Here is a 22504-nt window from a genome sequence, read left to right as displayed (position 1 = left end):
TAACCAAACCCCGCCCGCCCACGGACTCACCCCCAAAGGGAACCCACGGATGACCTCGCCTCAGTCTCGCGGGTCCGGTGCGTGCCGGGTCGCCGCAGCGTCGCCCGGCCGTCGCGCCCGGACCGCCGCCCTCCTGGTAACGGTCGGGGTGACGCTTGGCGGCTGCGTGGGCTTCTCGGCCGACGGTGGTCTTGGCCCGGCGCACGGCTACGCCGCCCTGGAGCTGCGGAAGGACATCGTGAAGGTGTCCGACGAGACAGCGGCAATCGGCGCCGCGGCCCGTGCGGAGCAATTGCTGCGGCGCCCGCTCACGCCCGACAGCGCGGTACAGGTCGCCCTCCTGAAGAACCGCGCCCTGCAGGCGTCCTTCAACGACCTCGGCGTGTCGGAAGCCGAGTTCGTCCAGGCGACGTTGCCGCCGGTCCCGCGGCTCTCCCTCAGCCGGACCGGGGGCGACTTCACCCTGGAGGTCGAGCGCTCGCTCACCGCGAGCCTCATCGAGCTCCTGACGCTGCCGGTCCGCATCCCCATCGCGCGGAACCGTTTCAGGGCGGAGCAGTACCGCGCGGTCGGGCAGGTCCTGCGCCTCGCCGGCGAGGCGCGGCGCCAGTTCTATCGCACGGTGTCGGCGAACCAGTCCGTCGCCTACCTGGAGCAGGCGCTCGCGAGCGCCGGCTCCGCCTCCACCCTGGCCAAGCAGCTCGGCGAGACGGGCGCGTTGAACAAGCTGGAGCAGGCGCGCGAGCACGCCTTCTACAGCGAGCTCGGGGCGCAGCTCGCCAAGGCGCGCGTCCTGCAGCGGGTCGAGCGCGAGAAGCTGATCCGCCTGCTCGGCCTGTGGGGGCGCGAGATCGACTTCAAGCTGCCGAACGGCTTGCCGTCGCTGCCCGGTCGGCTGGTGAGCGGCACCCAGATCGAGGCCGAGGCGATCAAGAAGCGCGCGGACATCCAGACGGCGCGCTTCGAACTCCAGTCGCTCGCGGGCCAGTACGGCCTCAACCAAGTCAGCGGCTTCATCAACGTGCTCGATATCGGCTACTCCGACCGTTACGAGCGCTCGAAGGCGTTCGAGCTGAACGAGCAGGGCGGCTTCAACGTCACGCGCGACAAGAGCTTCGGCCGCGGCTACACCGTCGACTTGGTCATCCCGATCTACGACTTCGGGACGACGGTGGTGCGCGGAGCGCGGGAGGCTTATCTCGGCGCCGCCCATCGCCTCGCGGAGAAGGCGGTCAACGCCCGTTCGGAGGTCCGCGAGGCCTACCAGCGCTACCGCGGCCAATACGACATCACCCGGCACTACCAGGGCAGCGTGCTGCCGCTGCGCAAGACGATCCAGGACCAGGCGTTGCTGCAGTACAGCGGCATGCTGATCGACGTCACCACGCTGATCATCGACGCCCGCTCGCGGATCCTGAGCAATATCCAGGCCATCGAGGCCCAACGCGACTTCTGGATCGCGGCGACCGACCTCAGGGCGGCCGTCATCGGCGGCGGCTTCACCGGCGAAGGCTTCGGGGGCGAGTCGGCCGGAGCCGAGGCGGTGGCCGGCGGCGGAGGCGAAACCCTCGCGGCCGCCACGCCCGGCGGCTGATGCCGCTCCCCCACGAGACCCATGGAGAAACCGATGACTGACATCTCGCGAAGGGGACTGCTGGGCGCCGGGGGGCTCGTCCTCGCAGGAACGTCCATGATCAGCGGCCGCACGCAGGCCGCCGGCCTGCCCGAGGCTCCCTCGATGGACAAGGCGACGACGCAGCCGCCGCTCGTGCCGACCACTGGGGTGGACTACCAGCCGGTGGTGACGCTCAACGGCTGGACGCTGCCCTGGCGCATGCGCGGGGACTGGAAGGAGTTCCATCTCGTGGCCGAGCCGGTCGTGCGCGAGATGGCCCCCGGGATGAAGGCGCATCTCTGGGGCTATAACGGGCAGTCTCCCGGGCCGACCATCGAGGCGGTAGAGGGCGACAAGGTGCGCATCTTCGTCACCAACAAGCTGCCGGAGGCGACCGCCGTCCACTGGCACGGCCAGACCCTGCCCAACGGGATGGACGGGGTGGCGGGCCTGAACCAGCCCGGCATTCCGCCGGGCAAGACGTTCGTCTACGAGTTCATCCTGAGGCGCTCGGGCACCTTCATGTACCACCCGCACTCGGACGAGATGGTCCAGATGGCGATGGGCATGATGGGCTTCTTCGTCGTGCATCCGCGCGATCCCGCCGAGCGGCGGGTCGACCGCGACTTCGTCTGGCTCCTGAACGCCTACGACATCGAGGCCGGGTCCTACGTGCCCAAGGTCAACACGATGCTCGACATGAACATGTGGTGCTTCAACAGCCGGGTCTGGCCGGGCATCGAACCCATGGTCGCGCGCCAGGGCGACAAGGTGCGGATGCGCTTCGGCAACCTGACCATGACCAACCACCCGATCCACGTCCACGGCGTCGACTTCAAGGTCACGGGCACCGACGGCGGCTGGATCCCGCCCGAGCGCCAGTGGTTCGAGGTCTCCGCGGACGTCGCGGTCGGCCAGATGCGGGCCATCGAGTTCAACGCCGACAACCTGGGGGACTGGGCGGTCCACTGCCACAAGTCGCACCACACCATGAACGCCATGGGCCACTCGGTGCGCACCTACATCGGCGTGAACCTGAAGAGCACGGCGAAGCGCATCCAGAGGATCGCGCCCGGCTACATGCCGATGGGCTCGACCGGCATGGGCTCCATGGCCGAGATGGAGATGCCGCTCCCCGAGAACACGCTGCCGATGATGACCGGCGCCGGCCCGTTCGGATCGGTCGAGATGGGCGGCATGTTCACCGTGCTGAAGGTCCGCCCCGACGTGGCGCCCGGCGACTACAGGGACCCCGGTTGGTACCAGCACCCGGAGGGCACGCTGGCCTACGAGTGGACGGGCGAGCCCCTACCCGAACCCAGCCGCGATCCGAACACCCCCCGGGGCAAGCGCGCCCGCGAGACGGACCTGCGCGTGGTCGACCCGCGCAAGCGCCGGACGGCCTCCAACTCGGGCGGTCACGGAAACCACTGACCCGGCGATGCCGGATGTCATCCGAGCTTCCGCCGGAACGGCGCCCCGATGCGGGCGCGGACCGGCGGACGAATTCGGGTGGACCTAGTCCGCCCGAAAGCCGCTGCGCGGGCACCATCGCCCCCTGAACAAGTGCCCGTGCAGCGGCACAGCGACCATCAGGAGAATACGATGAGGAAGGTACCTCCCTTCGCCCTCGCCGCGCTGCTGGCCCTGGCGAGTCCGGCCTGGGCGCAATCGGTCAAGGCCACGGTCACGAAGGTCGACGAGGCGTCCGGCAAGGTCACGCTGGACCACGAGCGCATCCCGAAGCTCGACATGGACGCCATGACCATGGCCTACAAGGTCAAGGACCCGGCGATGATCAAGGACCTGAAGTCCGGGGACAAGGTCGAGTTCGACGTCGACGAAGCCGGCGGCCAGTACACCGTCACCAAGATCCAAAAAGCCAAGTAGCGCCTCGAACGGGCCCGCCGCGCGGACACGCCCGATCCCGCGCGGCGGCCCCATGCCGCGGAGGAAGTCACATGCGACGTTTATCCCTGTTCGCCGCCGCCATGGCCGTGGCGCTCGCCGGCCCGGTATCGGGGGCGGCTTGGGCGCAACCTGCCAAGGGTGCCCCGGCCGCCCTGGAGCGCGTGCGCGAGGTCATGGCCGACCGCTTCAGGAACCTCAAGCTGACCGGCGACCCCGACCGGGACTTCGCCGAGCTCCTGATCGCGAGCTACGAGCAGTCCCTCTTCCTTGCCAAGGCGCAGCTCGACTACGGCGGCGACCGGCAGCTGCGCGAGACCGCGCAGAAGATCCAGGACGAGCAGCAGCAGAAGATCGACGCCCTTAAGGAATGGCAGGTCCGGAACCGACAGTCGGACTACCGGCCGCAGCCGAACCAGACGCCGTCCGGCCAGGGTCCGTTGGACCGCCAGGCCCAGGCGGGGGGCTCGGCCCAGCCCGCGTCGCCGTCGCCCGCTCCGGCGTCCCCCGCCAAGCCCGTCGCCAACACGCCTCTCGTGAGCGGGACCGTCCAGAAGGTCGACGAGGCCTCTGGCAAGGTCACGCTGGACCACGAGCGCATCCCGAACATCGACATGGACGCCATGACCATGGCCTACCGGGTCGCCGACCCCGCCATCCTGAAGGGGGTGAAGGCCGGTGACCGGGTCCGGTTCTCCGCCGACCGGGTGAACGGGCAGCTTGCCATCACGCGCATCCAGAAGGCGCGGTGAGAAGACCAATCCGACGAGAGCGCGCTCATCCCAGGTCGGCCGACGGCGCCCCCGCACCTGACGCGTGGGCGGCCCGGCTCGAAACCGGTCACTCAGGACACCTCCATGCGAACCGCCAAGATCGTCTTCCTCACGTTGCTCTCGGCCGGCATCCTGGCGACGGTCGCCGCCGCGGCCGTGGTCTACGCGGGCGTCTTCAACGTCGCCGCCACGGAGCCTCACTGGGCCCTGACCACGTGGGTGTTGGACACGGCACGGGTGCGCTCGATCCGAGCCCATGCGGCCGGCCTGCTGCCTCCGCCGGGCTACGACGAGCAGACCAGGTTGGTGCCGGCCGTCGGACACTTCGCCGAGCACTGCGCCACGTGCCATGGCGGACCGGGCGCCAAGCGCAGCGAGGTGGCCGAGGGCATGTATCCCGAACCGCCCAACCTCAAGGGTGCGGCGGGGCGCTACAGCCCGGGCGAGCTGTTCTGGATCCTGAAGAACGGGATCAAGATGAGCGGCATGCCGTCGATGGCGAGCGACGGGGACGAGATGCTCTGGTCGACGGTCGCGCTGCTGCGGAAGCTGCCGGACCTGTCCGACGACGACTACAACGACCTGTGGATGCAGGCGCAGGCAGCCGGCGACCACGGCAGCATGAATCATGGTACCGCCGGCATGGACGGCACGAAGCCGGCTGACCTACCCTCGACTGCGTCGCAGCCGGACGGGGGCCCAGGCCACAAGCACAGCCATTGAAGGCCGCGGCCCGCGACGCGGTCGCCGACAGGGCCTTCACACCGGCCCGGCGGCGCATTGGAGGCCCGTCCGTCGTCCCCCGAACCAAGCCGTCGCGGCATACGCGTCCAGACGGCATGGGCGGCAGGATCGGACGCTTGCCGTCAGCCGCTCCGACCCTGCGGCCTTCGGCGGCGAAGGTCGCGCGGAATGGCACGCGGCCAGATGAACACAAGACCGCACGGAGACTTGCAATGAAGACCCACGCGATACCGTTGATTCTCGCCCTCAGCCTCGCATCCGGTTCTGCCCTCGCCCATGGCGAGCCGCCCCAGGCCGTGCACGGCGGCCTCGTGCAGGAGGCCCAGGAGCTCTGGCTGGAACTCGTGGTGAAGGACACCGACGTGACGGTCTACATCCTGGACGAGATGCGCAAGCCCGTTCCGGCAGCGCAGGTCTCAGGCACCGCAACGGTGCTCGTCGGCGGCAAGAGCTACAAGGTCGCCCTCAGCCCGGCCGGGGCCAACAGCGTGCAGGGCAAGCTGCCCGTCGCGGCGACCGGCCAGGTCGTGGCCACGGTGTCGCTCAAGGTCGGCGGCAAGGCCGCCTCCGCGCGGTTCACGAACAAGGCTTGAGCGGCCGGGTTCACGAACCGGCGGCCGGGACGGTGACGGTCGGCGCCGCGGCTCGCTTGTCAGGCGGGCCAGTTCGCCGGCCGTCCCAGGAAGCCGCGGCCCGGCATGCCGCGAAGCCATGCCACGAAAGCGTCCACCCGGTCGGGTGCGAATTGGTTCCGGTGACCGTAGAAGCGCGGAAGGCCCCGTCCTTCAGGGCGGGGATGGATATCGCCGGCCGCGACAGAAGCCTGCCCGGGCACCGATCCAATCCCCTTGCCTTCGTTCCGCATTCGTTCTATCCTTGGCCTGTGCTTCGCGTCCAAGCATACCGGTTCGTCCTCCGGCCCGACGGCGCGCAGGAACGGCTCATGCGCCGCTCCTGCGGCGCGCGCCGCTACGTCTTCAACAGGGCCCTCGCCCTGCGGAAGGAAAGGTACGCCGCCGGCGGGAAGCACCTCTCCTGCGCCAACCTCTGCAAGCACCTCACCGGCTGGAAGGCCGAACCCGACACTTCCTGGCTCAAGGAGGTGCACAGCCAGGTTCTGCAGCAGGCGCTCAAGGACCTCGACCGCGCCTACCGCAACTTCTTCGAGGGACGGGCCGAGTTCCCCAAGTTCAAGAGGAAGGGCAAGAACGACGCCTTCCGCCACCCGCAGAAGGTCGAGCTCGACCAGCCGAACGGGCGCATCCGCCTGCCCAAGCTCGGCTGGATGCGCTGCCGCGCCTCCCGCGCCGTCGAGGGCGGGGTCGGGCAGGTCACCGTCTCGCTGAAGGCCGGCAAGTGGCACGTCTCGGTCCAGACCGAGCGCGAGGTCGAGCGGCCGGTCCACCCGTCGACGACGCTTGTCGGCATCGACGTCGGCGTGACGCGCTTCGCCACGCTGTCCGACGGCACCGTCATCGAGCCGGCGAACGCGTTCCGCAAGGCCGAGGCGTCGCTCGCCAAGGCGCAGCGGCCGATGGGCCGCAAGACCAAGTTCAGCCGCAACTGGAGGAAGGCGAAGGCGAAGGTACAACGGGTCCAGGCACGCATCGCCCGCATCCGCTCCGACTTCCTGCACAAGGCCTCGACGACCGTCAGCAAGAACCACGCGGTGGTCTGCGTCGAGGACCTGGACGTGCGGGCGATGACGGCGAGCGCGGCCGGGACGGTCGAGGAGCCGGGCGTGAACGTCCGGCAGAAGGCGGAACTGAACAAGGCCATTCTGGACCAGGGCTGGGGCGAGTTCCGCCGGCAGGTCGGGTACAAGCAGGAGTGGCTCGGCGGCTGGTTGCTGCCGGTGCCGGCTCCGAACACGAGCCGGACGTGCCCCGAGTGCGGGCACGTGGCGGCGGGGAACCGCCCGAGCCAGGCCGTGTTCCGGTGCGTGGCGTGCGGCCATGCGGGGAATGCGGACGACGTGGCGTCGATCAACATCGCAAGGGCGGGGCACGCCCGGTTAGCCTGCGGAGATGCTTCGCCCGTTCGGGCGTCGGCCCAGGAACCCACCGAGGCGGGCCCGGCCCTGGCGGCCTGACACGCGGTAGGAATCCCCGTCCTTCAGGGCGGGGAGGATGTCAACTTGAGTGTGATCTCGGTCTATCGCCATCGCGAAGGTTTGCGCGGCAAAGGGGGGGCGGCTTGGACGCAGCGGTTCGTGCGCGATTGCTCGCCTCCATGGAGGCGGGGCGCCTCGTCATACTCTGCGGTGCCGGCCTGTCGATGGCGCCGCCGAGTTCGCTACCGTCGGCATGGTCCGTGGCCGCCAGTTGCTACGACCGGTACGTTATGAGCATCGACCCCGCGTGCCCGCCGGAGTTGCGCGGCGACCTGGAAGCCTTGGCGGAGATCTTCGCGAGGGACGACACCCTCGGCTCGGTCTTCATCGAGGCCCTCGTTCCCTGGGAGAGCTTCGTCAGGCCGCCGAACGCCGGCCACGCGGCGGTGGCGGACTTCCTGATCACGCGCATGGCTGCCGGCGCCGTCTCGGCAAATTACGACAACCTGATCGAGCGTCGCGCGCAGGATTACGGGTTCGACCTCGCCGCCTCGCTCGACGGCGACGAGGCGACCGTGCGGGCCCGTAAGCACGCGCCCTTGCTCAAGTTCCATGGCTGCTCGGTGCGCGAGCGCCGCGCCACGGTCTGGACGGCCTCCCAGCTCACCGAGGACGGCGTGGTCGCCGCGCGCATCGCCAAGACCAAGACCTGGATGGCGGCGAACCTGCGCGAGAAGGACCTGCTCGTCGTCGGCTTCTGGTCGGACTGGTCCTACCTCAATGCCGTTCTCGCCGAGGCGATGACGGGCGTCGCGCCGCTGTCGGTGACCTTGGTCGACCTCGCGGGCGAGGACGTCCTGCAGGCCAAGGCCCCCGAACTCTGGACGTTGGCCAATTCGGGGAACGTCCGCTTCGCGCATGTCAGGCGCTCGGGGGCCGAGGTCCTGGACGAACTTCGCAGGGCGTTCTCCCAGGGTTACCTCCGCAAGGTGCTGCACGCCGGACGCGCCGCGTTGGAGAGGGAAACGGGAGCGGCGTGCGAGCCGACCTGGCTTGATCCGCCCGATCTGGGCAGCGAGGACCTCTACGGCCTTCGCCGGGACGCCGAGGGGGTGCCGGCCACCGCCGCCGCAACCTTGCGCAACCCCGGCCACTCCGAGGTCTTGGGCTACGCGCACCTGTTGCTGCGCCGCGCCGGCGCCGTCCAGACATCCATAGGCTATGATCTCGCGGGCCGTCGTGTCAGGGTCGTGAACGGTTCGGGCACGCTGCTCCAGACGACGCAGGACCGGTTCAGGGAAACGCCGTTCGACGTCGCCGACGTCGTGGTCTGCGCCGGAGCCATCGACGTCGGCCTGCCTGTGAACCTCGTGCGGGAGGGCCGTCCGGGCGACATCATCCGGCCGGGCGCATCAGCGGCGTGGCTCGACCTTCCCGCCGCACGCCAGGAGCTCGGTGTGTGATGGACATCGCGACCCAATCCGAAGTGCTGCTCCGCTCGGCCGGCTACGAGACATGGACCTGGCCGGGCGGCAGCGTGCCGGTCGTCTGCTTCGAGAACGCCTCCGTCGCCGGGTTCCTGCACGTCTTCGGGAGCGGCGAGGGCCTGCTCGCCGACTGGCGGCAAGTCCAGCAGGCCACGCTCGGCCGACATGCGGCCGCGCTGCGCTCCGCGGGCGCGAAGGCCTGGAACGTCTACGCCTTGTTCCTGGCCAGCGGTTCCGACCCCGTCCTCGCGCGGCAGATCGAGCGGATCGAGGAGGACTTCTCCATGACCCGCAAGATCGCGCGCGGCGACCTGCGCACGGCCGCCGACCTGCGCAGGACCCTGTTGCCCCTCCTGCCGGTCCTCAGCGCACCCACGATCGGCGGCGCCGACTACCAGGCGCGGTTGCGGGCGCGGTTGAGCGACGTTCCGGACGCCGCGGTGGCCGCCTTCCTTGGCGCCGCGAGCGCTTCCGACGTGGCGCGCATCCTGGTGGATGCGCCATGAGGCTCGATTACCTTGAACTGTGCGGCTTCCGGGGCTTCCGGGAGCGCCAACGCGTGGATTTCGGGCCCGGCTTCACCGTGATCTGCGGACGCAACGGCGTCGGGAAGAGCACGCTGTGCGACGCGGTCGAGTTCGCCCTCACGGGCCAGATCGACAAGTACCTCGTCGACAAGGCGGCGAAGGAAAGCCTCGACGACTATGTCTGGTGGCGCGGCGAAGGGCAGCCAGAGGCGCATTTCGTCACGGTGGGATTCCGTGCCGATGACGGGAGCGCCTTTGCCGTGACGCGCTCGCGCGAGACCGGCGCCGACCGGGACGCGGCGCGCATCGAGGCGATGCTCTGCGTTCCGGGCGCGAAGCCGGAGCGGGCGCTGCAGCAGGTTTGCAGGACCTCTATCATCCGCGACGAATGGATCGCGGCGCTCAGCCTCGACCTGACGGAAACGCAGCGCTTCGAGCTCGTACGCGCGGCGCTGGGCGCCATCGAAGGTCCGGATTACGCCGCCAAGGCGCGAGAGGTCCTGTCCGCCGCCGAGGGCACGCACAATGCCGCCGCGCACGCCTACGAGGAGGCGCGCGCGCGCCTGACGGCGGCGTTGACCGACCTGGAGGAAACCCGGGACGTCGCCCTGAAGGCCGGCGACATCGCCGCGGCCCTGTCCAGCCTGGATGGGCTGACGGCGGCCGGCGGCCAGGACTTGGGGAGCCGGGTCTCGGCGGCGCGGCAGGCGCTGGCCGGCCGCCGGCTGGGCCTCGGCGAGATGGGCCGGGTCGCGGACGAGGTTCGCGCGGTGACCGCGTTGCGCGACACGGTCGCGGGCCCCGACTTTCGGGCGGGCCGGGACGCGGCGGCGGTGGCGGCGGCCGAGGCCGAGGCCGCGGTCCGGGAGGCCCGCCACGCGCTGGAGGCCGCCGAGGCGCGCCTTCGCCGGGAGCAGGAGACCGACGCGCTCGCCGCGTCGCTGGCCATCCTGGTCGACCATGGCAGCCGGGTCGGGCTTCATGACGACCGCTGCCCGCTCTGTCGCGCGCCGCAAGGCGCCTCCGAATTCGAGACAGGGCTCGCGGCTGCGCGTGAGCGGCTCGCCGCCCGGCACTCGGGGGTGCCGGAGGCGCGCGCCGAACTCGCGGCGGCCCGGACCCGGCACGAGGCCGCGGCCGAGATCCTGCGGGAGACCGAGGCAGCGGTCCTCCGGTTCGCGTCCGCCGAGGCCGAGCTGTCGGCCCGCGAAGAGGCGCTGTCGGCCGAGCTCGTGCGACGCTCGCTGGACGGGAAGCTCGCGCACGACGCCGGCGCCCTCGACGCGGCCGTGCAGGCCGAACGGAGTCGGTTGATCGACCTGGAGCGGAGCATCCTCACCTTGGAGGCCTCGCAAGCGGTGGAACGCGTGACGGATCTCGAAGCGCACGTCGAAGCGCTCCGGGTGGAGGCCGACGCCGCGGGGGACCGGCTCGCGCGGGTCCGGACGGCCGTGACCACCGCCCGGACGCTGGACCGTACCGTCCGCAGGACGAATGCCGAGATCATCGACGAGCGCCTCGCGGTCATCAGCCCGCTGCTGAACGAGCTGTACCAACGGCTACGCCCGCATTCCGAGTGGCGCACCATCGATTACGGCATCCGCGGCGACGTGAAGCGCTTCCTGAGCCTGAGGGTCGGCAACGGGCTGAACCCGCAATTCGTCTTCAGCAGCGGGCAGAGGCGCGCAGCCGGCCTAGCCTTCCTCCTCTCCGTGCACCTGTCCCGACCGTGGTGCACCTGGCGGACGCTCATGCTCGACGACCCGGTTCAGCACATCGACGATTTCCGGGCCCTGCACCTCGTCGAGGTGCTCTCCGCCCTGCAGCGGTCGGGTCGGCAGATCGTCTGTGCCGTCGAGGACCCCTCGCTGGCCGAGTTGCTGTGCCGGCGCCTGATCAGCGAGCCCATGGCCCCCGGCCGGCGTCACGACCTGGATCTGGTTTCCGGGGGCGGGGCCTCGGTCACGCGCTCGACGGACATTGCACCGGCGATGGCGGGCGTGCTCGGGAGGACCAGGGACCTGAGTGCGGCTGGCTGAATCGGCGCGGGTGTCAGCCAGAGCGTCGCGGCCTATCTTGCCGGGGCGTGCTCGCCTCGGCCCAACGGCGTCGAGGACGTCCGGCGGGACAGGACGGCGTGTTCTATCCCTTCCCAGGGGGCTCGGCTCACGATGGTTGCCCCCGTCCGACCAAGCCCGCGGCGCCGGCGAGCCCGTCCCGGCCGTGCGCGGGAGCGTCCGGGCCGGCCGATCTCAACCCGCGACGTCGGGCCAAGACCGCGGCGGCCGGGAGACGAAGGCGGGCCGGGATTCGGTCGCCCGCCGCCATGCGTCCACGAAGACACCGAGATGCGGGCGCGCCAAGCGTTCGGCTCCCAGGTACCAGATCAGGCCGTCCACGGCCGCGTCGTGGGCCTCCGGGCTGGTCTTTCCGGTGAGGTGCGCCCAGCGCAGGTACAGCACGAAGAGGTTCAGGCAGTCGGTCTCGCAGTAGGCCCGCACGCGCCCGATCTCGCCGCGGGCGACCATGGCGGCGACCTGCGAGCCGTGCTCGCCCAGCTTCCCGGGCAGGGCCACGAGCCCGGCGGCCTCCTCCAGGGTCAGGCGCGCGCAGGCCCCGTACTCGGCCATCGCCTCCATCAAGTCCGCATGCCAGTCCACGGCGTAGCGGCGGCCGTAGCCGTCTCACTTGGTCCCCCTCCTGTACCAGGAGGGCACCGCGATACCGTGCATCAACGAGCGCAGCAGGAGCGTGGGGAGGTCGAAGCTGCGGCCGTTCCAGGTCACGACCCTGTAGCGGCCGGCCGCGAAGAACTTCCAGAAGGCCCGCAGCAGGCGCTCCTCGTCCCATCCTGGCTCGCCCCCGCTCCGGCACGACCGGATCTGGTATGCCTCGGTCCCGGTCGCCGCGTCGCGGGCGATGGCCGCCTCGACGAAGGAGACCGCGATCACCTTGTGCCAGGCCGCCTTCGGGAACCTGTCGGACGGCCAATCCGCCGGGACCTTCTCCTCGTCGGGCACCGTCTCGATATCGAGGACGAGCAACGCCTGGTGGAGGCCGACAGGCTCCGCGGCGCCGGCCCACGCCTCCGGCCAGGCCGGACGGTGTCTCCGCGGGGTCGCGGGGGCTTGGCCGTCGAGCGACGTCGCGCCCGCAGCGGGGCCGACCGTGCCGCCCGATGTTGGGGTGCCACGGCGCGCGGTCACGTTCGCGATGGACCTCAGGGACATGTTCGAGACCTCACAGGGTTCGCGCCGCGGCGCGGATGCTACTCCGAGGCATTGCCACCACATCTGAACGCACCCGGACTTAGGTGGCCATATCCCGGGGCGGCTCCCCCCGCGCGCGGCCCGGCCTATGGGAAGGGGGACTGCGCCGTCAGGTCTGCGCCGCATCCCACCTCATGGCGGTGCCGGACCCCTCAACCACTTACGGCGAAGGGGCGGTCTCGGAGAGTTCCCTTACGGAATCGAGAAACCCGGCGACGTCGTCCGGATGGACGGCCAGCCCGCCTTCCGGAAGCCGCTCGAAGCGCAACCCCTCCCGCCCGAGGAGCGACAGCGGCGAAGCGTCGGCGAGCAGCCCGTCCACTTCCTCGGCCACGAGGTCGAAGGCGTCCAGCGCCCCCTCGACGGCCTCGCCCGCGCGCAGGTCCGCGAGGGGGACGTAGGGCCTCGGCACGGGGGGACGCCGCTTCGGCCAGGTTCGCTTGCCGAACCATTCGAGCTCGTCCCGGTGAAGGCACCAGACGGCCTTCGTCGCCGTCCGGTACTCGAACCTCACGGCGCGTGCGCCGTCCAGCACCGGCCCGTCCTCGGCCGCCACCACCAGGGCCTGCCAGGACCGCCGGAAGGTCGGGTCCGTCGGATGCTTCCCGAAATGGCCGGCGGCGTCGGCCATCCCCTGCCACGCGTCGCCCTTGGGTCCGGCGGACCTGCGCCCGCCCGTCATGCGCCCGAGCGCGTCGACCTCCGAGACGTGCAGGCAAGGGACGGGCTTGCCGCCCAGTAGGCGGGCCTCCATACGCAACGCCACGCCATCCAGGACGGGGGGCTCCCCCGCCTCCAGGCATTCGAGGAGGCCGTCCCACACCTCGCGGAACCTCCCCCTGTCCGGGTTCTGGTTCAGGAGGGCGGCGACCTTCTTCGCGCTCAGCCACTCGTCGGTCATGAGCCGGTCCCTGCCGCGCCCGATGGCGGCGGCGAGCGCGTCCATCTCGGACCGGTGCAGCCGGAAGGCGCCGACCTCCGTCCCCTTGGCCATCGCGCTGTGCCACTCCCGGCCCGCCGCCCTGCCGACGCCGGTCTCCTCGTAGGAGCGCCGGATCTCCATCCAGAGATCCTTGAGCGCCGGCGTGGCGTAGGGCGACGTCGAGATGGCGCGCCCCGCCTCGTTGATGGTGAGCCACTCCTCGGACGGCTCGATCAGGCCGGCGACGCCGGTGAGCTGCGCGAACCACGCGATCTCGGCCCTGTCCAGCGCGGGGACGGGGCTGCCGTTCGCCCCGCGGACGAACCCGAACCCAACCCGGCGCCCGTCCCGGACGACCTGCCCGTCCCGCATGCAGTCCTCGACCATCCGGTCCCATTGCTCCCGGAACCGGGTCAGGCGCTTGCTGACGCCCAGCGCGCGCATCACCTCCCACACCGACGCCTGGTCGGCGCGCTTGGCGGGCAGCGTGGGACCCTGGACGCCCAGGTGCCGGCGGAACACCTCCAATCCCCGCTCGTGCACGTGGAGCTTGGGCTTGCCGCCGTCGCGCAGCAGCCGGATCAGGGGGCCGCCCTCGAACGCGCCGAGCGTGCCGGCCAGCGCCGCGTCCCAGACGGCCGTGAAGGCGGGGTGGTAGGGGTTCAGGTTGCAGGCGAAGGCGGCCTCGGTGCGCGTCAGCCATCCGGCCTGGCGCTCGGCGCCGAAGTTGTCCGGCATGGTCCCGGCCGCCAGCATCCGCCCGGATCGCCTGAAGACCTCGACGCCGACGCGTGGCACGTCGTCGACGTGGACGTAGAACGCGCGCTGGCGCTCGAACCTGTGGAAGCCCGCATGGACGGCGACGCCCGCGACCTCAGGGGTCAGGCCAGCCCGCGCCGCCTCCTCCAACTCGCCGAACAGGTCCTTGAGGTGGGGGTCGTCCGTCCGGATGCCGATGGCGCGGGCCACCTGGACGCGGTGCAGCATGCCTTCCAGGCGCCGCGGGCCCTCGCGCTCGGCGAGCAGGTAGTGGATGCCATCCAGGCTACCCATGACCGAGAAGGCGTCCGCCCACCGCTCCGCGTCGACGGGCGCGCGGGGCCCCGCCCCTCTGGCGCCCGACCGTCGGCCCTCCTCCAGGCGACCGATGGCCTCGTCCATCTCGGACGCCTCCTCCCGGTTCTCCTCCCCGCCCGCCTCCGCCGGCCGGTCCCGCACGATCTCGCGCGCGAGCGCCGCCGCGTCCTGGCGGGGCGTGTCGTAGACCCGGGCCACCGACAGGTCGCCGATGGCCTCGGCGTAGATGCGCTGCGTGTCGAGCGGCATCCCGTCGATGCAGACCATCGCCTCGACCACGGAGGACATCTGCCGCGGGTCGGATCGGTCGAGCGCGGGGTCGAGGCGCCTGGCGCGCCCGCAGCGCTGGACGTGCTTGACCAGGGACGAGGTCGCATCAAAGGCGACCACGCCGCGCGCCTGCGGCAGGTTCACCCCCTCCACGAGCACCTTGTCGTTGACCAGCGCCCGCAGGTGCCCGTCCCGCAGGTCTAGAAGGTTGGCCTTCAACGCCTCCAGGCCGTCGCTGCCCTTGACCCCGCGGGCCGGCATGCCCGCCGCCGTCATCGCGGCGGCGAGCCCCTCGGCCTGCCGGATGCCGTTGGCGTAGCCGAAGAAGGCCTTGTCGCGCAGGCGCAGGCCCGTGGCCGGCTCCTCGTAGGTGGCGAGGAAGCCGACCAGGGCTTCGTGTCCGGCCTTCCTGAGGATGGCGCGCCTGAGGGCGGGGTCGTCCGGCAGGGCGCCGACGACGTCGACGCGCAGGACGTAGTTGGCCACGGGGGAGATGATCCCCTCGCGCCGTAGGCGCTCGTCCGCGACCTTGATGACCTCGTTCTCCGAGCCGAGCAGCGCGTGCACGGTCTTGTTCGCGTCGAAGGCGGGCGTGGCGCTGAACGCCGTGACCACGGCGTGGTCGAGGAACCGGCGGATCAGGTCCTGCCGCAGGTCCGAGAGCCCGCGGTGGGCCTCGTCCATGACGACCGCCCCGACGTCGCCGGGGAGCAGCCTGCCGTCGCGGAGCATGTTGACGAAGAGATCGTAGCTCATCACCGTCACGTTGCGCGGCCGGTCGTCCGGCGCGAGGAGCCCGGACACCTGCAGGGCCGGGAAGCGCTCGCGGAACGTCTCGACTGTCTGCCGGATGAGGTGGCGCGAGGGCTCCAGCACGATGGTCGGGACCGCCAGGCGCGCGCCGCCCGCGTCGAGACCGGTCGCCTCCACCAGCCTGACGATGATCTCGGTCTTGCCGCCCGCGGTGGGGATCACCGCCAGGGCCCGCGGGTCGCACGCCGGGTCGGCGAGGTGGGCCGCCAACGCCGCCAGGGTCTCGGCCTGGTGGTCCCAGAGCGGTCGGCCGCGGGAGCCGGCGTGCCCGAGCCCGGCGACGAGGTTGTTGCGCACCGCCTGCAGGGGGAGCGCGCGCAGCAGGTCGTGGACCTTGAGGTGCGTGCCCCCAAGACCGGCGGCGCTCCCGCGCATCGCGTCCGCGAACCAGGACCCCGACCCGCTCAATTCCTTCACTCCGACGCGACGCGCGCGGCCGCCTCGTGCCCAGTTTGGGAAGGACCGGGCAATCCACAACCCGGGCGCCATCGCTGACGACGCGACGCCTCGACGGACGGTCGGCTCCGTCGGCGGACACCGGGCGCACGAACGCGCCGACGACAGGTTCCGGGGCCGGGCCGGCCGGCGCGCGCCCCTCCGGCTCGACCCGGTACGGGCGCGCCCTTGCCATTCCTGCGAAAGCGGCGATCGTCTCCCCTGTCAGGCGCTCCCGCCGCGTCATCCCGGAGGCTGACATGAAGGCCGGAAACCAGAACCGCGTCGTCCTGCTCGGGGAAGGCGGCAGCCCATGGGGCGTGGCCCTGGGACACGACTGCAAGGCGGAGCACGAGCACGGCTGCGCCGGGCTCCGCGCGTGGCTCGGCGTGGCGGAGGACGCCATCACGGTCGAGGATGCCCTGTGCCGGCCGAAACCGGCCGGACCCGACTGGGCGTTCGTGCAGCACGACGACCCGAAGCTGGCCACGCTGCTCGTCCTCAACGACGCCTACGCCCGGGACTGGGCCGCCAAGCGGCAGGGGGTGCGCCGGAAGCACCTGCGCGACGGCGAGGGTTTTCACGACGCCTGGCAGGAGGACGACGCCCTCGCGACCGCCTACGACGAGGCGAGCGCGGCGCTCGCCGCGTTCCGGCCCGACGACAGGCGCCTGCTCGCCGACCTGGCGGGAGCCCTCGCCGCAGGCCGGCTCGCTCTCGCCCACGGCGGCGGCGTCGGGCCGATACTGCTCCTCGCCGACCGGTTGCCCGGGAACGCCTTCCTGCAATCCATTCACTATGCCGCCTTCGCCGCCGCGGAGGACGAGCAGGGAACGGGCATCGACTATGCGAGGCACCCGACCCGCCTGCTGGAGAGGTGCGTTGGGTGGAGTCCCGTTCGGTAGGCGCGGTCCGGGTCGCGAAGGAACGCTTGCCCCGACGCCTCCGCGGCGTCCGGCCCGGGTGAAAGACGCCGCCCGGGCCGGGCGGTCAGGGCGCGAAGCCGGCGGAGCGGCGCCCGCGTGCCGATGGTGCCGTTTGTGGCTTTCCGGGCGGCCCCCGAAATTGGGCCCGCGTCCGATTCCCCGGCGCCGTCCAAGGGTGGGAGCGCCCTGCGGGGGCCTCCCTCCACGCGTGGGAGGGGCCGCATCGGGCTTCGGCCGGACGCCAGCCCATCCGGGTCACCGTCCGGCCATGCGTCCTGCCCCGCCGCCACCGGTCGGCCCCGCCGGCATCCGTTCGAGGCATCGCGAACGAACGCTCGTCCCGACGATGGAGGTCGCCGATGCATCCTGAGAGGATGGTGCACGTCAGTCACCGTACGCGTTCGGCGACGGCCGCGCGGCGAGCATCATTGCGCGCTCGCGAGGTCAGGCGGCACTCTGGGATTGCTGGGGCGGTGTCCAGTTCCAGGGGAGGAGTTCGTCGATCCGGCGCGCGGGATGGGCCGGCAGTCGGGCCAGCACGTCGGCCAGCCAGGCCCGGGGATCGACCGCGTTGAGCTTGGCGGTCTCGGTCAGCGTGTACAGCGCCGCCGCGCGCCGCCCGTCCGCCCGCGTCCGAGCCAGCGAACGTCCAGTTGCGGCGGCCCACCGCGATCCCGCGCAGCGCCCGCTCGGCGGCGGCGGCGTTGCTCAGGTAGACCCGCCCGTCCTCAAGGAAGCGCATGAACGCCGCCCAGCGCTTGAACAGGAAGTCCATCACCCCGGCCATCGGCGTCTTGGCCGACAGCCGGGCCCGGTTCTCCCGCAGCCCCCCCCAGCGCGACGACCAGGCTGGCCGCTCCGGCCAACATGGGTCGCTGGACGCTCAAGCGCGTCGAGGACGGCTTCACCGGGTTCTTCGGACGGATCAAGCGCGGGCTCAAGCCTGGATTCCCACGCTTCAAGCCAGTCTCGCGCTGGAACACCTTCGGCCTGCTTGAGGCCGCAGGCCTGCGGCACGAGGGCGACCGCATCCGGCTCAAGGGTTTTGACCGCCCGATCCGCCTTAACCACGACCGGGCGCTTCCGTCCGACGCCAAGATCCTGGGCGTGACGTTCACCCGCAAGGGCCGGCACCGGTACGTCGGCTTCACCGTCGAGACCAATGAGGTGGTGGCGGCTACGCCACCCGCCGGCGAGGCGGTGGGCGGCGACCTTGGCGTCGAGGCGCTGCCGCATCCCGAACGTCCGACCAGCCTCGCGTCGCGAGCGCGAGATCCGGGTGTCCCGCCGGGCGCTCGCACGATGCCGCAAGGGCTCGAACCGCCGGCGCAAGGTCAAGGCACGGCTGGCGCGCCAACTCCGGGCGGTGGCGAACACGCGGGACCAGCATCTCCACCGCGTCTCGGCGCGGCTGGCGCGCGAGCATGCGCTCGTCGTGCTGGAGGATCTGCGCATCCGGAACATGACCCGCTCGATTGCGGGGACTGTCGAGGAGCCGGGCACGCACGTCGCCCAGAAGAGGGGGTTGAACAGGTCCATCCTCGATGCGGGATGAGGCAAGCTCGTGCAGTTCGTCCGCTACAAGGCTGCCAGGGCCGGTGGCGAGTTGATCTGCGTCGATGCCAGGGGGACGTCGCAGGAGTGCCGGCGATGCGGGGCGGTTGTGCCAAAGCCGCTATCGCTGCGCCAGCACGTCTGCCCGTGCGGGCTGGACGAGCATCGTGACGTGAACTCGGCCGGGGTGATCCGCGACCGAGGTCTCGCGGCCAAGGCCGCGAGCGAGGGGGGCAGCCCCTCGGGGGCGCCAACGCGGGCCGTCGGGCCGTGCGTCGTCCCGGGACGCTCCTCGCCGTCTGAGGGCGGCGCTAGAGAAAGTCACGCGGGGCCATCAACCCCAAATGACGAATGACCGAAATGTCGGTCCGCCCTCGTCCGGGAATGGTCCTGCAGACATTCGGCTCGGCCTCGACCTAGCCTGACGCCCGAGCACGTCCGCCTGGATCCGATCCGAACCAAGCATCGCTTCGGGGCAGTCGCGGCCCACTTGCCCTCGCTTCGCCTTCCGGGCCGGCGTGCCGGCAGGCACGATCCACCTTGCGGCAACGCCCCTTTCGGTTGGTCCCGCGTTGCAGGCACGCGACGATCCGTCGCGGCACCCCCGGCATGCCGTTGGCTGCGATTTAACGCTCAGGCCTGAACCCTCTGGGAGCGCCCAATCCCGGCAGGGGACAAGCGAGGAAGACCGCCGTGACACATGACGATGAGGCGCTGTGGTACGATTCCGAGACGGAGGAAACGGCGAAGAACCGATTTCCATTCTGGGATGTGCCCTGACCCTCGTTGCCACTGTTGTGGCGGTGTACCTGATCTTCTGATCCTGCCCCCTGTGACGAGCTCAAAGCCGCTTGAGAAGCCGTTTAGCCCCCACAAGGGCGCGATGCCCGAAGCGCGCCATAAGCGCCCTTCGAGCGACGGCACGCGGCGACCCCGTGGCGCGCTCGGACGCGTGGCTGCCGCGCCCGGGATGTCCACGTCGCGACCCGCGTAGGCGGAGCAACGCCGCGACGCCGAACGGAACCCGCGCCGACGTGAACGTCATCCGCGCGCCTCCGGGGCGAGTTCCTCCATGTCGGCGGCGACCATGGCGGCAAAAGCCTCGACCTCCCCGGCCTGGAGTACCGCCGCGGAACCCGCGCCGTCCCGTCGGACGGCTAAGGCCCGGTCGAGGACCGACGCCCAGCACGGCGAGAACGTAACCAGCCCGTACAGGCCGGCGTCGGTCTTCGTCGTCACCCGCCCGGTGAGCAGGGTGTAGTGCAAGCGCGCGGTGCCGAGGACGAGGGAGGACGCCTCCCAGGCGCTCGGCGCCGCGCGACGGGCGGCCGTGACCGCCTTCCCCGCCAGCAGCACGAGGTCGCGGTTGATGTCCCGCGACGAGATGCGATGCTCCAGCCCCGTCGGCGTCGTCCCTCGGGCGGCGACGGCGCCGGTCGCGAACGCGTACCGATCCAGTGCCCGGCGCCCGTGCGGTCCGGTGGGGATGAACCGCCCGCGTCGAACTTGCGGTCCGGTCACCTCCCACGTCCCGAGGCGCAACTCGTCTTCCGTGACGTAGATCCCGTCGAGTCGCGAGAGCGGATGCCCGGGCGCGATGTCCTGGTGAACGGCTTCGAGCGCCTGAGTCGGGGCCGGACCGTGCGTCCCGGCAACGAAGTTCACGTCGCTCGACCCGGACCGGAAGTCGCCCAGCACGGCGGAGCCCACGAGGTGGAGGGACCGGACGAGGCCGGGCAGGGCGGCGTCGGCGAGGGCGAGGTAGGCCTGCGCGGCCTCGGCCGCCCCTGGATCCACTGGCGTCAGGGCGGACCAGGACGAGCGCAGCAGCGGAATTCCTTTCGGACAGCGCTTTACGGGGCGTGTCATGGTCGCGGCCTCCTTCCGTTCATCACTCGCGGGGAGCGGACGGAACGTCGCCACGTCGCGTCGTCGGGCGCGGCGACGTTCCTTCCGTGGGGGCCTGCAAAGCCGGGCGTGCCGCTGCCTTCGGCGGGGGAAGGCGCTGTGCCGGACGACGGGGTGGCTTTCACGGCACGCTTCCCGGGTCGGTGACAATGGAGGGGGAGGCTGACGGGAGGCCGCGCCCGCCTTTCTCCGCCGGCCGCTCGGCTGCGCCGAGGCGGAGTGCGAAGAGGCGCGGCAGGGTTGTTTCCCCCGAGGGCGGCAAAGAGCGGGGAGCCAGCCGTTCGGGCGCGTCGGCGCCGAACCGGCGCAGGACGTCGGCGCTGGCGACCACATCCAGGTCTTCCTCCTTGGCGCGCCGCTCGATCCGCGACAGGTCGTTCATGACCGTCCCGAGCACCGTGAACTCGGCGCGCCGGCCGTCGTCGAACACGCCGGCCAGGACCGGGCCGCAGTGCAGTGCGGCGATGACCCGCAGCGTCGGGCGCCCCGCCCTGGACCGCTCGCGGTTCAGCGCGGTCAGGGTGTCGAGCATCGCCTCCGCTGCGGCCAGTGCCCGGCCAGCCTGCTCGCCGGCATCGCCGTCGAGGAACAGCGCCAGCACCCCGTCGCCGACGTACTTGTCGACTACGCCGCCATGGGTCGTCACCGCGTCATGGACGAGCCGCCGGAATTCCAGCAGCCAAGCGATGGAGAGCGCAGGCGGGTACGCCCTGGCGAGAGCCGAGGAACCCCGCAGGTCCACGCTGAGCAGGGTCGCGTGGCGCTCGGCCACGGAAGCCGTGCCGCCCGTGCGGACGACCTCGGTGGCCACGCCGTCCGGCAGGAACCTGGACAGCATCAGCCGCTCCTCCCCGGCGCGCAACGCCGCGGCGGCCGCGGCACGCATCCACGCCGTCGTCGACACGACGAAGCCCGACGCGACAGCGAACGCAGCGAGGCCCATCCCCTGGCGGACCAGGACGTGCGCGCCGTCCGGACCGAGGCGCGCGGGGTCGAGGAGCAAGGCCAGCGCCGTCGCCCACCCGGCGGCCACGAGCGCCGCGAAGAGCGCGGCGAGCCGGGGCCTGAGACGCATGCCGGTCTGCAGCAGGAACAGGTACGCCGGCAATAGGCTGACCGCGTCGGTCGCGAGGTGGGCCTCGCCGCTGTAACGAGGCACGTGGTCGGCGACCACGTAGACCGCGATGGCCGCGTCGGCGCATGTCGCCGCGAGCGGGAGCCAGGAGCGGACGCGTTCGGACCGCGCCCGGGCGCCGGCCGTTGCCAGCAGCGTGACGAGGACGTAGGCCCCGAGCACGACCCAATGACCCGTGCGTTCGCCGTGGCCGTAGTCGGCGAGGGCACCCAGCAGGAGGATGAGGACGACCCCGATCCGGGGGGCCAGCGCCCGCCGCTCGAAGCCCTGCTCGATCCGGGCGGGTAGCTCCGCCGAGAAAAGCCCGGCGGGGTCGGCCAGCGATATCGGAGGTGGTGGCATGCCGCTCACCGGGATGCCCGGGCCGCAGGTGTGCCGGCCGCAGGCATGCCGCCCACATGCAGCGTGACCGGAACATCGAAGCTGTCGAACCGGATGACGGCCGGGACCGTCGCGCCGTCTGGCAGCTCGTTCCGAAGGGGGCCGATGTCGATCCAGGCCGTGCGGTCGCCGAGCCCGTAGACGTCACCCGCCCCGACGCGCACGCCGGCCATCGCGGCGCTGTGGCCCCCACCCAGGAACCCGCGCACCTGCGACGGCTCGCCGGTGGGCAGGAGCAGTCCCACCAGCACGGCCCGGTCCGGCCCGTCGTTCTCGATGGTGAACGTGACCCGGCTCGTCTCGCCTGGTCTCGCCGGGGTGGCGGCGATCCCCTCGATGTGGATCCCGCCCGCCGTGGCGCCCTCGTCATGCGATAGGGCGGGCCCGGCCACGAGGGCAAGCGCCCCAGCCGCGGCGAATGCCCGGAACAAGTTCGTTGTCACTAGTCGATCCTGGTACGATGGCCTGGTCGGTCCCTCGGCACGACCGGCCTGCGCGAGCCTCGCCATAGGCCAGGCAGGACGCGGCGCGGGTGGTGCCGTTCGGGACACGCGAATGGACGACCGGTCGGTGGTCACGCCGCCTCGCCCTTCGCCTCGACGAGGCAGCGGTTCCCGGCCCGCCGCCGGGTTGGCGTCAGGCAAGCGGCCGAAGGGGGCAGGCACGGGACATGGCCTTGCCCGCGGGCAAGGACGCGAACCGGTCAG

17 protein-coding genes and 2 pseudogenes are annotated in these 22504 nt (G+C 71.5%); 13 read left to right on the top strand and 6 right to left on the bottom strand.

Translation table 11 applies throughout. The features are described from left to right. Positions 1-49 precede the first annotated feature (49 nt). The 10 genes from MFF64_RS18125 to MFF64_RS18080 all read left to right on the top strand — a co-directional run bounded on the left by MFF64_RS18125 (position 50) and on the right by MFF64_RS18080 (position 11146). The gene (locus MFF64_RS18125; protein ID WP_200649639.1) at positions 50-1594 is read left to right on the top strand and encodes a TolC family protein; all 1545 of its coding nucleotides are present in this window, start codon (positions 50-52) and stop codon (positions 1592-1594) included. A gap of 33 nt (positions 1595-1627) precedes the next feature. Further along, complete coding sequence (locus tag MFF64_RS18120; RefSeq protein ID WP_091891621.1) at positions 1628-3049, top strand: multicopper oxidase family protein; 1422 nt, start codon at positions 1628-1630, stop codon at positions 3047-3049. Between the two features lie 171 nt (positions 3050-3220). After that, positions 3221-3505, top strand: coding sequence for a copper-binding protein (locus tag MFF64_RS18115; RefSeq protein WP_091891596.1), 285 nt, complete (start codon positions 3221-3223; stop codon positions 3503-3505). Between the two features lie 71 nt (positions 3506-3576). Continuing rightward, positions 3577-4275: a copper-binding protein gene (locus MFF64_RS18110; RefSeq protein ID WP_091891599.1), complete on the top strand. Its 699-nt coding sequence runs from the start codon at positions 3577-3579 to the stop codon at positions 4273-4275. 105 nt (positions 4276-4380) lie between these two features. Continuing rightward, a complete protein-coding gene (locus MFF64_RS18105; RefSeq protein WP_091891602.1) occupies positions 4381-5019 on the top strand; it encodes a c-type cytochrome in 639 nt (212 codons plus the stop codon). A 233-nt stretch (positions 5020-5252) separates the two neighbouring features. Beyond that, positions 5253-5633, top strand: a complete 381-nt coding sequence (locus MFF64_RS18100; protein ID WP_060850403.1) for a hypothetical protein — start codon at positions 5253-5255, stop codon at positions 5631-5633. A gap of 203 nt (positions 5634-5836) precedes the next feature. Continuing rightward, positions 5837-7132 (top strand): RNA-guided endonuclease InsQ/TnpB family protein, encoded by a 1296-nt coding sequence (locus tag MFF64_RS18095; RefSeq protein ID WP_273557159.1) that lies wholly within the window; start codon positions 5837-5839, stop codon positions 7130-7132. A 251-nt stretch (positions 7133-7383) separates the two neighbouring features. Then, on the top strand, positions 7384-8556 hold the full coding sequence (locus MFF64_RS18090; protein ID WP_236012695.1) for an SIR2 family protein: 1173 nt from the start codon (positions 7384-7386) through the stop codon (positions 8554-8556). Next, a complete protein-coding gene (locus MFF64_RS18085; RefSeq protein WP_099900508.1) occupies positions 8556-9086 on the top strand; it encodes a hypothetical protein in 531 nt (176 codons plus the stop codon). Before MFF64_RS18090 ends, MFF64_RS18085 begins: the two co-directional genes overlap by 1 nt. Beyond that, a complete protein-coding gene (locus tag MFF64_RS18080) occupies positions 9083-11146 on the top strand; it encodes an ATP-binding protein (RefSeq protein ID WP_135416183.1) in 2064 nt (687 codons plus the stop codon). Before MFF64_RS18085 ends, MFF64_RS18080 begins: the two co-directional genes overlap by 4 nt. A gap of 213 nt (positions 11147-11359) precedes the next feature. Here MFF64_RS18080 and MFF64_RS18075 read toward each other — a convergent pair. Both MFF64_RS18075 and MFF64_RS18070 read right to left on the bottom strand, forming a co-directional pair. Then, positions 11360-12337: pseudogene (locus tag MFF64_RS18075) on the bottom strand (3'-5' exonuclease). Positions 12338-12536: 199 nt separating this feature from the next. Beyond that, positions 12537-15866 carry a DEAD/DEAH box helicase family protein gene (locus MFF64_RS18070; RefSeq protein ID WP_238191805.1) on the bottom strand — a complete coding sequence of 1110 codons (3330 nt, stop codon included), beginning with the start codon at positions 15864-15866 and terminating at the stop codon, positions 12537-12539. A gap of 287 nt (positions 15867-16153) precedes the next feature. Here MFF64_RS18070 and MFF64_RS18065 point away from each other — a divergent pair, with 287 nt between their 5' ends. Then, positions 16154-16798, top strand: a complete 645-nt coding sequence (locus MFF64_RS18065; RefSeq protein ID WP_099956018.1) for a hypothetical protein — start codon at positions 16154-16156, stop codon at positions 16796-16798. A 465-nt stretch (positions 16799-17263) separates the two neighbouring features. Here the strand turns inward: MFF64_RS18065 and MFF64_RS18060 are convergent. Next, positions 17264-17645 (bottom strand): annotated as a pseudogene (locus tag MFF64_RS18060) (transposase domain-containing protein); the annotation flags it as partial. 336 nt (positions 17646-17981) lie between these two features. Here MFF64_RS18060 and MFF64_RS18055 point away from each other — a divergent pair. Together MFF64_RS18055 and MFF64_RS38170 are read left to right on the top strand one after the other, a co-directional pair. Next, positions 17982-18374: a transposase gene (locus tag MFF64_RS18055; protein ID WP_099956017.1), complete on the top strand. Its 393-nt coding sequence runs from the start codon at positions 17982-17984 to the stop codon at positions 18372-18374. A gap of 9 nt (positions 18375-18383) precedes the next feature. After that, positions 18384-18728 (top strand): zinc ribbon domain-containing protein, encoded by a 345-nt coding sequence (locus tag MFF64_RS38170; protein WP_099956016.1) that lies wholly within the window; start codon positions 18384-18386, stop codon positions 18726-18728. Between the two features lie 686 nt (positions 18729-19414). On the opposite strand, the gene MFF64_RS18050 is transcribed toward MFF64_RS38170, so the two are convergent. From MFF64_RS18050 to MFF64_RS18040, 3 genes are all read right to left on the bottom strand, one after another. Further along, entirely contained in the window at positions 19415-20242 is an 828-nt protein-coding gene (locus MFF64_RS18050; protein ID WP_099956015.1) for an aminoglycoside adenylyltransferase domain-containing protein, read from the bottom strand. Positions 20243-20402: 160 nt separating this feature from the next. Beyond that, positions 20403-21758 carry an adenylate/guanylate cyclase domain-containing protein gene (locus MFF64_RS18045; RefSeq protein ID WP_135416187.1) on the bottom strand — a complete coding sequence of 452 codons (1356 nt, stop codon included), beginning with the start codon at positions 21756-21758 and terminating at the stop codon, positions 20403-20405. Positions 21759-21763: 5 nt separating this feature from the next. After that, a complete protein-coding gene (locus MFF64_RS18040) occupies positions 21764-22240 on the bottom strand; it encodes a hypothetical protein (protein WP_135416188.1) in 477 nt (158 codons plus the stop codon). Positions 22241-22504: the final 264 nt, after the last annotated feature.

Origin of the sequence: Methylobacterium frigidaeris, assembly GCF_022179185.1 — a bacterium.
Taxonomy (GTDB): Bacteria; Pseudomonadota; Alphaproteobacteria; order Rhizobiales; family Beijerinckiaceae; genus Methylobacterium; species Methylobacterium frigidaeris.
The sequence above is the reverse complement of the archived record's forward strand: the minus strand, read 5'-3'. Positions and strand labels throughout refer to the sequence as shown.

Excerpts from the sequence above, each read along its gene's own strand:
- MFF64_RS18050 (WP_099956015.1), bottom strand. The coding sequence starts at position 20,242 with ATGACACGCCCCGTAAAGCGCTGTCCGAAAGGAATTCCGCTGCTGCGC.
- MFF64_RS18065 (WP_099956018.1), top strand. The coding sequence starts at position 16,154 with ATGAAGGCCGGAAACCAGAACCGCGTCGTCCTGCTCGGGGAAGGCGGC.
- MFF64_RS18115 (WP_091891596.1), top strand. The coding sequence starts at position 3,221 with ATGAGGAAGGTACCTCCCTTCGCCCTCGCCGCGCTGCTGGCCCTGGCG.
- MFF64_RS18120 (WP_091891621.1), top strand. The coding sequence starts at position 1,628 with ATGACTGACATCTCGCGAAGGGGACTGCTGGGCGCCGGGGGGCTCGTC.
- MFF64_RS18105 (WP_091891602.1), top strand. The coding sequence starts at position 4,381 with ATGCGAACCGCCAAGATCGTCTTCCTCACGTTGCTCTCGGCCGGCATC.
- MFF64_RS18045 (WP_135416187.1), bottom strand. The coding sequence starts at position 21,758 with ATGCCACCACCTCCGATATCGCTGGCCGACCCCGCCGGGCTTTTCTCG.
- MFF64_RS18110 (WP_091891599.1), top strand. The coding sequence starts at position 3,577 with ATGCGACGTTTATCCCTGTTCGCCGCCGCCATGGCCGTGGCGCTCGCC.
- MFF64_RS18090 (WP_236012695.1), top strand. The coding sequence starts at position 7,384 with ATGAGCATCGACCCCGCGTGCCCGCCGGAGTTGCGCGGCGACCTGGAA.
- MFF64_RS18080 (WP_135416183.1), top strand. The coding sequence starts at position 9,083 with ATGAGGCTCGATTACCTTGAACTGTGCGGCTTCCGGGGCTTCCGGGAG.
- MFF64_RS18085 (WP_099900508.1), top strand. The coding sequence starts at position 8,556 with ATGGACATCGCGACCCAATCCGAAGTGCTGCTCCGCTCGGCCGGCTAC.
- MFF64_RS18095 (WP_273557159.1), top strand. The coding sequence starts at position 5,837 with ATGGATATCGCCGGCCGCGACAGAAGCCTGCCCGGGCACCGATCCAAT.
- MFF64_RS18055 (WP_099956017.1), top strand. The coding sequence starts at position 17,982 with ATGAGGTGGTGGCGGCTACGCCACCCGCCGGCGAGGCGGTGGGCGGCG.
- MFF64_RS18100 (WP_060850403.1), top strand. The coding sequence starts at position 5,253 with ATGAAGACCCACGCGATACCGTTGATTCTCGCCCTCAGCCTCGCATCC.
- MFF64_RS18125 (WP_200649639.1), top strand. The coding sequence starts at position 50 with ATGACCTCGCCTCAGTCTCGCGGGTCCGGTGCGTGCCGGGTCGCCGCA.